The 13,746-nt window shown below is 68.5% G+C and carries 16 protein-coding genes; 15 read left to right on the top strand and 1 reads right to left on the bottom strand.

What is annotated here, in order from left to right; translation table 11 throughout:
* The 8 genes from rpsH (at position 1) to KZ820_RS04960 (ending at position 5,160) form a co-directional block, all read left to right on the top strand.
* A complete protein-coding gene (gene rpsH, locus KZ820_RS04995; RefSeq protein ID WP_132909147.1) occupies positions 1-411 on the top strand; it encodes a 30S ribosomal protein S8 in 411 nt (136 codons plus the stop codon).
* Positions 411-944 carry a 50S ribosomal protein L6 gene (gene rplF / locus KZ820_RS04990; protein WP_132909148.1) on the top strand — a complete coding sequence of 178 codons (534 nt, stop codon included), beginning with the start codon at positions 411-413 and terminating at the stop codon, positions 942-944. Before rpsH ends, rplF begins: the two co-directional genes overlap by 1 nt.
* Positions 941-1,291, top strand: coding sequence for a 50S ribosomal protein L18 (gene rplR / locus KZ820_RS04985; protein WP_132909149.1), 351 nt, complete (start codon positions 941-943; stop codon positions 1,289-1,291). Before rplF ends, rplR begins: the two co-directional genes overlap by 4 nt.
* Positions 1,292-1,294: 3 nt before the next feature.
* A complete protein-coding gene (gene rpsE / locus KZ820_RS04980; protein ID WP_132909150.1) occupies positions 1,295-2,044 on the top strand; it encodes a 30S ribosomal protein S5 in 750 nt (249 codons plus the stop codon).
* 5 nt (positions 2,045-2,049) lie between these two features.
* Positions 2,050-2,229 carry a 50S ribosomal protein L30 gene (gene rpmD / locus KZ820_RS04975; RefSeq protein WP_132909151.1) on the top strand — a complete coding sequence of 60 codons (180 nt, stop codon included), beginning with the start codon at positions 2,050-2,052 and terminating at the stop codon, positions 2,227-2,229.
* Positions 2,230-2,326: 97 nt separating this feature from the next.
* A complete protein-coding gene (gene rplO, locus KZ820_RS04970) occupies positions 2,327-2,860 on the top strand; it encodes a 50S ribosomal protein L15 (RefSeq protein ID WP_132909152.1) in 534 nt (177 codons plus the stop codon).
* Between the two features lie 265 nt (positions 2,861-3,125).
* Complete coding sequence (gene secY / locus KZ820_RS04965) at positions 3,126-4,472, top strand: preprotein translocase subunit SecY (protein ID WP_219747507.1); 1,347 nt, start codon at positions 3,126-3,128, stop codon at positions 4,470-4,472.
* Positions 4,473-4,512: 40 nt separating this feature from the next.
* Positions 4,513-5,160: an adenylate kinase gene (locus KZ820_RS04960; protein WP_219747506.1), complete on the top strand. Its 648-nt coding sequence runs from the start codon at positions 4,513-4,515 to the stop codon at positions 5,158-5,160.
* Here KZ820_RS04960 and KZ820_RS04955 read toward each other — a convergent pair.
* Positions 5,123-5,350, bottom strand: coding sequence for a hypothetical protein (locus KZ820_RS04955; protein ID WP_219747505.1), 228 nt, complete (start codon positions 5,348-5,350; stop codon positions 5,123-5,125). The two genes, KZ820_RS04960 and KZ820_RS04955, sit on opposite strands and share 38 nt — an antisense overlap.
* A 529-nt stretch (positions 5,351-5,879) precedes the next feature.
* Here KZ820_RS04955 and KZ820_RS04950 point away from each other — a divergent pair.
* The 7 genes from KZ820_RS04950 (at position 5,880) to ffh (ending at position 13,701) form a co-directional block, all read left to right on the top strand.
* Positions 5,880-6,125 (top strand): hypothetical protein, encoded by a 246-nt coding sequence (locus KZ820_RS04950; RefSeq protein ID WP_219747504.1) that lies wholly within the window; start codon positions 5,880-5,882, stop codon positions 6,123-6,125.
* A 193-nt stretch (positions 6,126-6,318) separates the two neighbouring features.
* On the top strand, positions 6,319-6,687 hold the full coding sequence (rpsM, locus tag KZ820_RS04945; protein WP_132909157.1) for a 30S ribosomal protein S13: 369 nt from the start codon (positions 6,319-6,321) through the stop codon (positions 6,685-6,687).
* Between the two features lie 108 nt (positions 6,688-6,795).
* Positions 6,796-7,185, top strand: a complete 390-nt coding sequence (rpsK, locus tag KZ820_RS04940) for a 30S ribosomal protein S11 (protein WP_019516037.1) — start codon at positions 6,796-6,798, stop codon at positions 7,183-7,185.
* 92 nt (positions 7,186-7,277) lie between these two features.
* Entirely contained in the window at positions 7,278-8,342 is a 1,065-nt protein-coding gene (locus KZ820_RS04935) for a DNA-directed RNA polymerase subunit alpha (protein WP_183921102.1), read from the top strand.
* A gap of 219 nt (positions 8,343-8,561) precedes the next feature.
* Positions 8,562-8,984: a 50S ribosomal protein L17 gene (gene rplQ / locus KZ820_RS04930; protein ID WP_132909159.1), complete on the top strand. Its 423-nt coding sequence runs from the start codon at positions 8,562-8,564 to the stop codon at positions 8,982-8,984.
* Between the two features lie 117 nt (positions 8,985-9,101).
* Positions 9,102-11,759, top strand: a complete 2,658-nt coding sequence (locus tag KZ820_RS04925; RefSeq protein WP_219747503.1) for a valine--tRNA ligase — start codon at positions 9,102-9,104, stop codon at positions 11,757-11,759.
* A gap of 415 nt (positions 11,760-12,174) precedes the next feature.
* A complete protein-coding gene (gene ffh, locus KZ820_RS04920) occupies positions 12,175-13,701 on the top strand; it encodes a signal recognition particle protein (protein ID WP_219748109.1) in 1,527 nt (508 codons plus the stop codon).
* Positions 13,702-13,746: the final 45 nt, after the last annotated feature.

Here is a 13,746-nt window from a genome sequence, read left to right as displayed (position 1 = left end):
ATGGCAGTGACCGATCCCCTGGGTGACCTGCTCACCCGCATCCGCAACGGCCAGCGCGCGCGCAAGGACAGCGTGCTGTCGCCCGCGTCGAAGCTGCGCGTCCGCGTGCTCGACGTGCTGCAGCGCGAGGGCTATATCCGCGGCTATTCCGAGGAGGAACTCGCGCTCGGCAAGGGCGCGTCCACCAAGGGCGTCCGCATCGAGCTCAAGTATTTCGAGGGCCAGCCCGCGATCAAGCACGTCGCGCGCGTCTCGAAGCCGGGCCGTCGCATCTACTCCGGCGCCACCGAGCTGCCGCGCGTGATGAACGGCCTGGGCATCACCATCGTGTCGACGCCGAAGGGCGTTCTGTCGGACGCCGAGGCGCGCGAGCAGAACGTCGGCGGCGAAGTGCTGGCGGAGGTGTTCTGATGAGCCGCATCGGCAAGAAGGCGGTCCCGATTCCGTCGGGTGTCACCGCCACCCGCAACGGCAACGAGCTGTCGGTCAAGGGTCCCAAGGGCACCCTGTCGATGCCGCTGTCGGACCTGATCAGCTACGACGTGCAGGGTGACTCGATCGGCGTGCAGCCGGCCAACGACACCAAGCGCGCGCGCGCCTTCTGGGGCATGCAGCGGACGCTGGTGCAGAACCTCGTCACCGGCGTGACCGAGGGCTTTACCAAGAAGCTGCTGATCACCGGCGTCGGCTACCGCGCCGCGGCGCAGGGCCGCAACCTGCGCCTGCAGCTCGGCTACAGCCACGATGTCAACATCGAGGTGCCCGAGGGCATCGAGGTGAAGACGCCGGACGCGACCACCGTCGAGATCAGCGGTGCGGACAAGCAGCGCGTCGGCCAGCTGGCCGCCGAGATCCGCCGCTGGCGTAAGCCCGAGCCGTACAAGGGCAAGGGCATCAAGTACGACGGCGAGTATATCTTCCGTAAGGAAGGGAAGAAGAAGTGACCAAGGGTCTTTCGCTTTTCGACAAGCGGCGTCGCCGCAACCGCACCGCGCTGCGCGCGCGGGCCGGCACTCGTCCGCGCCTGTCGGTGCATCGCTCGGGCAAGCACATCTACGCCCAGGTCATCGACGACGCCAACGGCCACACCGTGGCCTCGGCCTCGACGTTGGCCGGGCACGAGGGCAAGACCGCGACCGTCGCGGCCGCGACCGAAGTGGGCAAGCGCGTCGCCGAGGCGGCCAAGGCCGCCGGTGTCACGCAGGTCGTGTTCGACCGCGGTGGCTTCCTCTTTCACGGCCGGGTGAAGGCGCTGGCCGAGGCCGCGCGCGAAGCCGGACTGGAGTTCTAAGACATGGCTGACGAGAACCAGCAGACGCAGGCGCCCGAGGCCGAGGCCAACGCGGCACCGGCGCAGGCCGCGCCGCAGGACAATGGCCCGTCGCGCGGCGCGCGCGGCGGCCGTGGCGGCGGCGGTGGTCGCGGCGGCAACGACCGCGGCGGGCGCGGTGGTCGTGACGGTGGCCGTGGCCGCCGCGACGACCGTCGCAACAACGACGACGGCGGCGAAGAACTGATCGAGAAGCTCGTCCACATCAACCGCGTCTCGAAGACGGTGAAGGGCGGCAAGCGCTTCGGCTTCGCGGCACTGGTCGTGGTGGGCGACGGCAAGGGCCGCGTCGGCTTCGGTCACGGCAAGGCGCGCGAGGTCCCCGAGGCGATCTCCAAGGCGACCGCCGCGGCCAAGAAGAAGATGGTTCGCGTGCCGCTCAAGGAGGGCCGCACGCTGCACCACGACGGCAACGGCCACTTCGGCGCGGGTCGCGTGACGCTGCGCTCGGCGCCGCAGGGCACCGGCATCATCGCCGGCGGTCCGATGCGCGCGGTGTTCGAGAGCCTCGGCGTCGCCGACGTGGTGACCAAGTCGGTCGGCACCTCGAACCCGTACAACATGATCCGGGCGACCTTCGAGGCGCTGAACACGCAGACCTCGCCGAAGGCGGTGGCGCAGCGGCGCGGCAAGAAGATCGCCGATCTGCTCGGCCGCGCGCACGGCGCGGACGCGGCGACCGCCGAGGCGGATGCCGCGGCAGTGGTGGAGTGAGCGACATGGCGACCATCAAGGTGAAGCAGACCGGCTCGCCGATCCGGCGGACCAAGGACCAGCGCGCGACGCTCGTCGGCCTGGGCCTCAACAAGATGCACCGCGTCGCGGAGCTGCAGGACAGCCCCGAGGTCCGCGGCATGATCCGCAAGGTGCAGCACATGGTCGAGGTGGTCGAGGGCTGAGCCTTCCTCATCTGACTAGTGACACGACGAGGGAAGGGGGCTAACCGGCCCCCTTCCTGTTTTTTCAGCGCGACAGAAGCGAAAGCGAGTGCATATCATGAAGCTCAACGAACTCAGCGACAACCAGGGCGCCCGTCACCGCAAGATCCGCGTTGGCCGCGGCATCGGCTCGGGCAAGGGCAAGACCGGCGGCCGCGGCGTCAAGGGTCAGAAGAGCCGCGAGGGCGTCAGCATCGCCGGCTTCGAGGGCGGCCAGATGCCGCTCCACATGCGGCTGCCGAAGCGCGGCTTCAACAACATCTTCGCCAAGGACTATGCCACGGTGAACCTCGGCGAGATCCAGAAGGCGATCGAGTCGGGCAAGCTGACCGGCACCGACCTGGACCATGCCGCGCTCAAGGCGGCCGGCTTGGCACGCGGTGGCAAGGACGGCGTGCGTCTGCTCGGCAAGGGCGAGCTGACCACGAAGCTCAACTTCACCGTCGCGGGCGTGTCGGCGTCGGCGCGCGAGGCGGTAGAGAAGCTCGGCGGTTCGGTCACCGTGCCGGAGATCGTCCCGGCCGCGGACAAGCACAAGGCGAAGCACCGCACCGCGCAGGCCGCGCGCAAGCAGGCCCAGACGCAGGCGTAAGCCGCTCCGCTTACCCTCACCGTCATCCCGCGCTCGACCCGGGATCCATGCCGCCGCGCCCGCAGCAGTCGCTGTCGCGCGCGGCGCGATGGACGTCGGAGCAAGTCCGGGGTGACGGGTGGGGGATGGGCCAGCGCGGCTAGCTGCTCGCGCCGCGCGTGATCCGGTCAGACCGGGTTAGACAAGGCGCCTGATGCGCCTATATGAGCGGCGGGGCGGTACAAACGCATCCCGCCGTTCTTCGTTTCCAGGATACACCGATACGATGGCATCCGCAGCCGACCAGATGGCGCAGAGCATCAGCCTCGCGAAATTCGCCCAGGCGACCGACCTCAAGAAAAGGCTGTGGTTCACGATCGGCGCGCTGATCGTCTTCCGGCTGCTGAGCTACGTCCCGCTGCCTGGGATCGATCCGACCCAGCTCGGCGTACTCGCCGATCGCATGAAGGGCGGCGTGCTCGACTTCTTCAACACCTTCTCAGGCGGATCGCTGTCGCGCGCGTCGCTGATCGCCCTGGGTGTGATGCCGTACATCACCGCCTCGATCGTGGTGCAACTCGCGACCTCGTTGAGCCCGCAGCTCGCCGCGATCAAGAAAGAGGGCGAATCGGGGCGCAAGAAGCTCAATCAATACACCCGCTACGGCACCGTCGCGCTCACCGCGGTACAGGGCTATTTCATCGCGCGCGGGCTCGAGGCCGGCGGCGCGGTGATCGAGCCGGGCATGGTGTTCCGCATCGGCGCGGTGATCTCGCTGATCGGCGGCACGATGTTCCTGATGTGGCTGGGCGAGCAGATCACCAGCCGCGGCATCGGCAACGGCGTCTCGCTGATCATCATGGCGGGCATTGTCGCGCACCTGCCGACCACGCTGGTCAACCTGCTCGAGGGCGGACGTTCGGGTTCGATGAACCCGATCTCGGTCGTGCTGATCATCGCCGTGGTCGCGGGCCTGATCCTGCTCATCTGCTTCATGGAGCGTGCCCAGCGCCGCATCCTGATCCAGTATCCCAAGCGTCAGACGCAGCGCGGCATGCAGGCCGATCGCAGCCACCTGCCGCTCAAGATCAACACCGCGGGCGTGATCCCGCCGATCTTTGCCTCGTCGCTGCTGCTGCTGCCGCTGACGATCACGCAGTTCGCGGGCAACCGCGTCTCGGGCGAGAGCCGCTTCGGCGACATCCTGATCGGGCTGAATCAATATCTCCAGCACGGCTCGCCGGTGTACATGGCGCTCTATGCCGCCGGCATCATCTTCTTCTCCTTCTTCTACACCGCGGTGGTCTTCAACCCGGAGGAGACGGCGGAGAACCTCAAGCGCTACGGCGGCTTCATCCCGGGCATCCGTCCGGGCAAGAACACCGAGAGCTATTTCGATTATGTGCTGACCCGCATCACGGTGATCGGCGCGGCCTATCTGACGTTCATCTGCGTCGTCCCCGAGTATCTGGTGTCGGCGCTGTCGATCCCCTTCTATCTCGGCGGCACCAGCCTGCTGATCGTGGTCAACGTGACGATGGACACCGTCACCCAGATCCAGTCGCACCTGCTGGCCCACCAGTATGGCGACCTGATCAAGAAGGCGAAACTGAAAGGCGCGCGCCGCCGCTGAACGCGGGGCGCGGGACGACGCGACAGGGAGGCGTTATCTCGTGAACATCATTCTGCTGGGGCCGCCGGGGGCGGGCAAGGGCACCCAGGCGCAGCGGCTGGTCGAGGAGCGCGGCATGGTCCAGCTCTCCACCGGCGACATGCTTCGCGCCGCGGTGAAGGCGGGCACGCCGGTGGGGCTCCAGGCCAAGGCGGTGATGGAGGCGGGCGAGCTCGTCTCGGACGCGATCGTCTCGGCTTTGATCGGCGAGCGGATGGATGCGGGCACCGGCAGCGGCGCGATCTTCGACGGCTATCCGCGCACCGCGGCACAGGCCGACGCGCTCGATCTGCTGCTGGAGGAGCGCGGCCAGGCGCTCGACCATGTGATCGAGCTCGAGGTGAACGAGGATGCGCTGGTCGAGCGGATCGTCGGCCGCTTCACCTGTGCGGTCTGCGGCACCGGCTATCACGACACGTTCAAGCGGCCCAAGGTCGACGACATATGCGACGTCTGCGGCGCGAGCGAGTTCAAGCGCCGCCCCGACGACAATGAGCAGACGGTGCGGACCCGCATGGCCGAGTATCGCGCCAAGACCGCGCCGATCATCCCGATCTACGAGTCGCGCGGGCTGGTGCGCCGCGTCGATGGCATGGCCGAGATCGGCCAGGTCACCGCCGAGATCGAGTCGATCCTCGGCGATCGCTGAGCCGCGGTGAGGCAGGCGGGCGACGCGCGGCGAGCACGATCGCCGCGCTGCCCGCCAGGATCGCCGCCACCATCCCGCCGAGCGCGAGAAGCCCCGTTGGCGTCACCTCCACCGCGGCACGGGCGCGGAGCCGCGACGTCTCGAGCGAGGCGTAGGCGCGCTGTAATTCCTCCATGCGGCCCGAACGCATGGGCGCTGCGCTAGATGCGTTCGCGCCGTCACACGTGGCCCGGCGCGGCGATCGGCCCCGATACGGTCGCAGTTTCACGGACATGACGGAAAGTTCATGCGCCTGCCACGCTGCGGAAGCGGGGCGGCGGGTAGAGAGGTGCCACGGGCGGCGGTGGTCGCTGCCCGATCGTCGAAGACAATACGGAACTCGTCACCTTCTCTCCCGGTGGTGACGAGGCCGGCGGAGGGTTCCCTGTCCTCCGCCGGCTCTTCGCGTGTCCGGCGTAGCGGCGCCGGGCTCGCGCGATCTGATCGTCTCGCTACGCCTTCCATCGCCCGTCATCCTGAAATCGCTTCAGGTTTCATCGCTCCGCAGGCGCCGCGGCTGGATGGTGAGCGGCGCCGTGGATCCTGAGACGAGTTCAAAACGACGTCATTGGCGAGGGCAAGGGCAGGGACACGAGTCGAGTCGCCCGCGCTCGTCCTTCGCTCCATGGCCCGGCCGGGACCCTCTGGCCCTTCCCCCCGCGATGCGCCACACCGGGCGCATGGACGCCCTGACCCTCTTCGGCCTCTTCGCCGTCTCTTTCATGCTTCTCTGCTATATGATGGAGGAGCGGGCACCGTACTGGACCTTGCTGTTCGCGCTGGGATGCCTGATGGGCTCCGCGTACGGCTTCCTCCAGGGCGCGTGGCCGTTCGGGCTGGTCGAGCTCGCTTGGTTCGTCGTGGCGCTGCGAAAATGGGTCGCGCTGCGCCGATCGGCGACCCACGGCTCGGAACCGCTTGCTTGACAGTGCGTTCCCGCGCGCTTATCCGCCCTTCCTTCCAAACTCTCACTCGTCGGCGTCGCATTCGTGCGCACGTCGCGTTTCCTGCGTTCGGCGGGGAGCGACTCGGACAGGGCGGGGGCGCGGAAGGCAATGCGTTGAGATGGGATGCGTGCAGCCATGCCGCTTCCCGTGGAGCACAGGAGACATATAGCACATGGCACGTATCGCGGGTGTTAACATCCCGACCAACAAGCGCGTGGTGATCGCGCTGACCTACATCCACGGCATCGGGCCGGCCAAGGCCAAGGAGCTGACCGAGAAGCTGAACATCACGCCGGAGCGGCGCGTGCAGGACCTGACCGATCAGGAAGTGCTGCAGATCCGCGAGGCGATCGATGCCGGCTACACCGTCGAGGGTGATCTTCGTCGCGAGACCGCGATGAACATCAAGCGCCTGATGGACCTCGCCTGCTATCGCGGCCTGCGTCACCGCAAGGGCCTGCCGGTCCGCGGCCAGCGCACGCACACCAACGCGCGCACCCGCAAGGGCAAGGCGAAGCCGATCGCGGGTAAGAAGAAGTAAGAAAATCGTCCGGGGACGATTTTCTTCTTCTTCTTCTCCGCCGGAAGGCAGGCACGAGGCGGACAGCCTCCCGCCCTCCGTATTGGAATCTAAGGTCAGGAACACCACATGGCTCAGGCACCGCAGCGCATTCGCCGGCGCGAACGCAAGAACATCACCGCGGGCGTCGCTCACGTGAACGCCAGCTTCAACAACACCATGATCACCATCACCGACGCGCAGGGCAACGCCATCAGCTGGTCGTCCGCGGGCATGATGGGGTTCAAGGGCAGCCGCAAGTCGACTCCGTACGCCGCGCAGGTCGCGGCCGAGGACGCGGGCAAGAAGGCCGCCGAGCACGGCGTCCGCACGCTCGAGGTCGAGGTCAAGGGGCCGGGTTCGGGTCGCGAGTCGGCGCTCCGCGCGCTGCAGGCGGTCGGTTTCCAGATCACGTCGATCCGCGACGTGACCTCGATCCCGCACAACGGCGTGCGTCCGTCGAAGCGGCGTCGCGTCTGATCCGATGTTCTTCGCGTGGCCGCTGACGAGCGGCTGCGTCCATTACCCGGTCGGCGCCCGCCAGCGCCGGCCCAACCCCAGGGGACGAGAGCTTGTCTGTCAACGCAAAGAACTGGCAAGAACTGAAGAAGCCCAACCAGCTCGAGAAGAAGAGCGGTGACGGCAAGCGCAAGGCGACCTTCGTCGCCGAGCCGCTGGAGCGTGGCTTCGGGCTGACGCTGGGCAACGCGCTGCGCCGCGTCCTGCTCTCCTCGCTGCAGGGTGCCGCGGTCACCTCGATCAAGATCGAGAACGTGCTGCACGAGTTCAGCTCGCTCGCGGGCGTGCGCGAGGACGTCACCGACATCGTCCTCAACGTCAAGCAGATCGCGATCCGCATGCAGGGCGAGGGGCCGAAGCGCCTCCAGCTCTCGGCGACCGGTCCGTCCGAGGTCAAGGCGGGCGACATCGCGGTGTCGGGCGACATCGAGGTGATGAACCCCGAGCTGGTGATCTGCCACCTCGATGAGGGCGCGACGCTCAACATGGAGCTCACCGCCGACGTCGGTAAGGGCTATGTCGCCGCGGTGAACAACCGCCCGGCCGACGCGCCGATCGGGCTGATCCCGGTCGACGCGCTCTACTCGCCGGTGCGTCAGGTCTCGTACAAGGTCGACCCGACCCGCGTCGGGCAGGACCTTGATTACGACAAGCTGACCCTGACGATCGAGACCGACGGCACCGTCACCCCAGAGGACGCGGTGGGCTATGCCGGTCGCATCCTGCAGGACCAGCTGGCGCTGTTCGTTCACTTCGACGATTCGTCGGTCACGCGCTCGGCCCCGGTCGGCGTCGCGGCCCCGGCGGCGTCGGGCGGCGAGGTCGCCAGCGACACCGCGCAGATCAACCGCTACCTGCTCAAGAAGGTCGACGAGCTCGAGCTCTCGGTGCGTTCGGCCAACTGCCTCAAGAACGACAACATCATCTATATCGGTGATCTCGTCGGGAAGACCGAGGCGGAGATGCTGCGGACCCCGAACTTCGGGCGCAAGTCGCTCAACGAGATCAAGGAAGTGCTCTCGTCGATGGGGCTGCGGCTGGGTATGGAGATCCCCGGCTGGCCGCCCGAGAACATCGAGGAAGTCGCCAAGAAGCTCGAGCAGGAGATCATGGGCTGATCCGCACGCGTATAGCCTGAGCTATACGCGCGACGGACAGCCCCGGCCGGCGGGTGCCGCAGGCGGCACCCGCCCGACGCCGCGGCTTCGCCGCGGCGCCACCCGGTCTCCTATAGTATAGAGGCTCCCACGGGAGCGACGTGACAAAGGTGGGCTCAAGCGTCCCCACCAGGCCCGGGGTACCTCACACGGCCCCCTGACGAACGAAAGGAAAGACCCATGCGTCATAGAGTTGGCGGTCGTAAGCTGCAGCGCACCTCGGCCCATCGCCAGGCGCTGTTCCGCAACATGTCGGCCGCGCTGATCAAGCATGAGCAGATCACCACCACCGTCGCGAAGGCGAAGGAGCTTCGCCCGTACATCGAGAAGCTGATCACGCTCGGCAAGAAGGGCGGTCTCAGCAACCGTCGTCTCGCCCATGCGCGGCTGCTCGACGACGCGCAGCTGGTGAAGCTGTTCGACGTGCTCGCGCCGCGCTACGCGTCGCGCAACGGCGGCTACACCCGCATCATCAAGGCGGGCATCCGCGCCTCGGACGCGTCGCCGATGGCGATCATCGAGTTCGTCGACCGCGACGTCGCCGCCAAGGGCCAGGACTCGGGCCCGGTGACGACCGACGAGGACTTCGACGTCGCTGCCTGATCCAGGCGCGCCGCGAGGCTGACAGAAGGGTCGTCCCGGGAGACCGGGGCGGCCCTTCTGCTATGCGGCGCCGACGCGGTCTTCCCTTTTGGCGCGACGCGGGATAGCCGCCGGGCCATGACCGAGCTCGCCAAGACCTTCGACCCCGCCGCGATCGAGCGCCGCTGGTACACGCACTGGGAAGACAAGGGCCTGTTCCGCCCCGAGCGCCCCAACGCCGAGCCCTGGACGATCGTCAACCCGCCGCCGAACGTGACGGGCTCGCTCCATATCGGCCACGCCCTCGACAACACGCTGCAGGACCTTCTGACGCGCCACGCCCGGCTCAAGGGCAAGGACGCCCTGTGGGTGGTCGGCACCGACCATGCCGGCATCGCCACGCAGATGGTGGTGGAGCGCCAGATGGCGGCCAAAGGCGAGAAGCGCACCGACCTGTCGCGGGAGGCGTTCGTCGCGCGCGTCTGGGAGTGGAAGGCGGAGAGCGGCGGCGAGATCACGCGCCAGCTGCGCCGGCTCGGCTGCTCGATGGACTGGGCCAATGAGCGCTTCACCATGGACGAGGGCTTCTCGCGCGCGGTGCTCAAGGTGTTCGTCGAGCTGCACCGCCAGGGGCTGCTCTACCGCGACAAGCGGCTGGTCAACTGGGACCCGGGCCTCGGCACCGCGATCAGCGACCTCGAGGTGGAAACGCGCGAGGTGCGCGGCAGCTTCTGGCGGCTGCGCTACCCGCTCGCCGACGGCTCTGGGTCGATCGAGGTGGCGACGACGCGGCCCGAGACGATGCTCGCCGACATGGCGGTGGCGGTGCACCCCGAGGACACGCGCTACACCGCTCTGGTGGGCAAGCAGGTGCGGCTGCCGATCACCGGGCGGCTGATCCCGATCGTCGCCGACGAGCACGCCGACCCCGCGCTCGGCTCGGGCGCGGTGAAGATCACGCCGGGGCACGACTTCAACGACTTCGAGGTCGGCCGCCGCGCCGGGATCGAGGCGCGGGACATGCTCAACATGCTCGATGCGCGAGCGCGCGTGGTGCAGACCGCGGACGGGTTGATCCCGGCTGAGTTCCTCGGCCTGCCCGGCAACGACGCCAAGGCTGAGCAGGACGCGCGCCGGCTGGTGGTCGTGCGGCTCAAGGAGGCGAGCGTGCTGCTCCCGCACGTCGACAAGGAAGGGGGCGCGCACGACGCCGAGCCGCGCGTGATCCAGACGCCGTTCGGCGACCGATCGGGCGCGGTGATCGAGCCGTGGCTGACCGACCAATGGTATGTCGACGCCGCGACGCTCGCCCAGCCCGCGATCGAGGCGGTGCGCTCGGGCGCGATCAAGCTGGTGCCCAAGTCGTGGGAGAAGACCTTCTTCAACTGGATGGAGAACATCCAGCCGTGGTGCGTGTCGCGCCAGCTCTGGTGGGGGCACCAGATCCCGGCGTGGTTCGACGCCGACGGCCGCGCCTATGTCGCCGAGACCGAGGAAGAGGCGCAGGCCGAGGCGGGCGCGGGCGTGGCGCTGACGCGCGACCCCGACGTGCTCGACACCTGGTTCTCCAGCGCGCTCTGGCCCTTCGCGACGATGGGCTGGCCCGACACGGCGGACCGCACGCTCGGCGGTCGCTACCCCAATGACGTGCTCGTCTCGGGTTTCGACATCCTGTTCTTCTGGGACGCGCGGATGATGATGCAAGGCATGCACTTCATGGGCGAGGTGCCGTTCCGCACGCTCTACCTGCACGGCCTGGTCCGCGCCGCCGACGGCGCCAAGATGTCCAAGTCCAAGGGCAACACCGTCGACCCACTCGGGCTGATCGATCGCTACGGCGCCGACGCGCTGCGCTTCTTCATGGCGGCGATGGAGAGCCAGGGCCGCGACATCAAGATGGATGAGAAGCGCGTCGAGGGCTATCGCAACTTCGCGACCAAGCTGTGGAACGCCAGCCGCTTCGCCCAGGCCAACGGGATCGGCGGCTCGATCACGCTGGAGCCGCCGCTCGCCTCCAACCCGGTGAACAAGTGGATCGTCGCGGAGACAGTGGCGACGGTGCAGGCGGTCGACCTCGCGCTCGCCGACTATCGCTTCGACGCCGCCGCCAACGCGATCTACCAATTCGTGTGGAGCCGCTTCTGCGACTGGTATCTCGAGCTCATCAAAGGGCAGATCGACGACGAAACCAGGGCAGTCGCGGGTTGGGTGCTCGACCAGATCCTGGTGCTGCTCCATCCGTTCATGCCCTTCATCACCGAGGAGCTGTGGCACGCGCTGGCGCCGCGCGAGCACGAGCTGATCGTCGCGCATTGGCCGATGGCGGACGCGCGCGCGCTCGACCCTTCCGCGACCCAGGAGGTCGAGCGGCTGATCGAGCTGGTCGAGGCGGTCCGCGGTGCGCGCGCCGAGCTCAACGTGCCGCCGGGCGCGCGCATCGCGCTCCACACCGGGGCGGGCAGCGTGCCGGCGGCGATCGCACCTTATGTGGAGCGGCTCGCGCGCGTCACGCTGACGCCGGGCGAGGCGAGCGGCGCGCGCGCGCCCATCCTGTGGGGCGCGGAGACGTTCACGCTCGCGCTGGAGGGCGTGATCGACCTGGAGGCGGAGCGGCAGCGGTTGCAGAAGTCGCTCGCCGCGGCGGAGAAGGAGCGCGACTCGCTGGCGGGGCGGCTCGGCAACGCGAGCTTCGTCGAGCGCGCCAAGCCGGAGGCGGTGGAGAAGGCGCGCGCCGACCACGCCGAGAAGGCGGCGGACGCGGAGCGCTTCGCCACGGCGCTGGCGCGGCTGGGGTGAGGGGCGGGCGGGCGGCTGAGATCGCCCGACCATCGTTGGGAGGGGAGCACGCCTGCTCCCCGTCATTCTCCCGTCATCCCGGACTTGTTCCGGGATCCACTGTGCCGCCTTCTCAACCGCCGTGAGGCACGCGGACGGGTGGATCCCGGAACAAGTCCGGGATGACGGAGGAGGTTAGGGGGCAAGCCACAAAACGGTAAGTGGCTGAAGCAGCGGCGGCGGGCGGGACAGCCACTCGTCCCCGTCGCGACCACCCACCTACCCGGCACCTTGCATCCCGCTCCCACTTCCTCTAACAGCCGCCGCACGTTCCACCGTTGAACGCGATCGACATGCGCCCATGTGGTGCCCGCTGGCCGGCGAGGTTTCGCCCGCCGGCGCTTTTGCGTTTGGCGGCGGATGGGAAGGATAGATGATGTTCGACAGCCTCAGCGATCGTCTCGGCGGCGTCTTCGACCGGTTGCGTGGCCGCGGCGCGCTGACCGAGGCCGACGTGCGCGCCGCGATGCGCGAGGTGCGCGTCGCGCTGCTCGAGGCCGACGTCGCGCTGCCGGTGGCGCGCGCCTTCGTCGACGAGGTCACCGAGGAAGCGGTTGGCCAGAACGTGCTGCGCTCGGTCACACCGGGGCAGCAGGTCATCAAGATCGTCAACGACGCACTGGTGCGGATGCTCGGCGGCGACGATCCCGCCGCGGCCGAGCTCCAGCTCAACGTCGCGCCGCCGGCGGTGGTGATGATGGTCGGCCTGCAGGGCTCGGGCAAGACCACGACCACCGCCAAGATCGCCAAGCGCCTGTCGAGCAGCTCGATGACCGGGCGTTCGGCCAAGAAGGTCCTCATGGCGTCGCTCGACGTCAACCGCCCGGCCGCGCAGGAGCAGCTCGCCACGCTCGGCACGCAGGTCGAGGTGGCGACGCTGCCGATCGTTGCGGGCCAGCAGCCGGTCGAGATCGCGCGCCGCGCGCTCCAGGCCGCCAAGCTGCAGGGCTTCGACGTGCTGATGCTCGACACGGCCGGCCGACTCCACGTCGACCAAGCGCTGATGGACGAGATGAAGGCGGTCGCCGAGGTGGCCAAGCCGCAGGAGATCCTGCTCGTCGTCGACTCGCTGACGGGCCAGGACGCGGTCAACGTCGCGCAGAACTTCTCCGAGCAGGTGCCGCTCACCGGCGTGGTGCTCACCCGCATGGACGGCGACGCGCGCGGCGGCGCCGCGCTGTCGATGCGCGCGGTCACCGGCAAGCCGATCAAGTTCGCCGGCGTCGGCGAGAAGCTCGATGCGCTTGAGGCGTTCCACGCGTCGCGCGTCGCGGGCCGCATCCTCGGCATGGGCGACGTCGTCAGCCTGGTCGAGCGCGCCGCCGAGTCGATCCAGCAGGAAGACGCCGAGCGCATGGCGACTCGGCTCGCCAAGGGCCAGTTCGACATGAACGACCTGCGCGGTCAGCTCGCGCAGATGAAGCGCATGGGCGGGCTGGGCGCGCTCGCGGGCATGCTGCCGGGCATGAAGAAGGCGCAGGCGGCGATGGACTCGGTGCCGGGCAGCGACAAGATGCTGGTGCATCTCGACGCGATGATCGGCTCGATGACCGCCAAGGAGCGCGCCAAGCCCGAGCTGATCAACGCCAAGCGCAAGATCCGCATCGCCAAGGGCTCGGGCACGACCGTGCAGGAGGTCAACAAGCTCCTCAAAATGCACCTCGAGATGTCGACCGCCATGAAGAAGATCAAGAAGATGGGCGGGCTCAAGGGCATGATGGCGATGCTCGGCAAGGGCGGCCTCGGCGGCCTCGGCAGCGCGATCGGGGGCGCCGACATGGGCGACATGATGGGCAAGCTCGGCGGGCCGGGCGGCGGTCCGGGATTGCCCGGGCTGCCCGGCGGCGGTCTGCCCGGCAACATCCCTGGCGGCCTGCCGCCCGGGTTCCGCTTCAAGAAGTAACGGTACGCGCCGCCCGGCGGCGCGGACGTGACGACAATAACCTAG

This window comes from Sphingomonas citri (assembly GCF_019429485.1).
GTDB classification, from domain to species: domain Bacteria; phylum Pseudomonadota; class Alphaproteobacteria; order Sphingomonadales; family Sphingomonadaceae; genus Sphingomonas; species Sphingomonas citri.
This window is presented reverse-complemented; position numbering and strand designations above follow the sequence as displayed.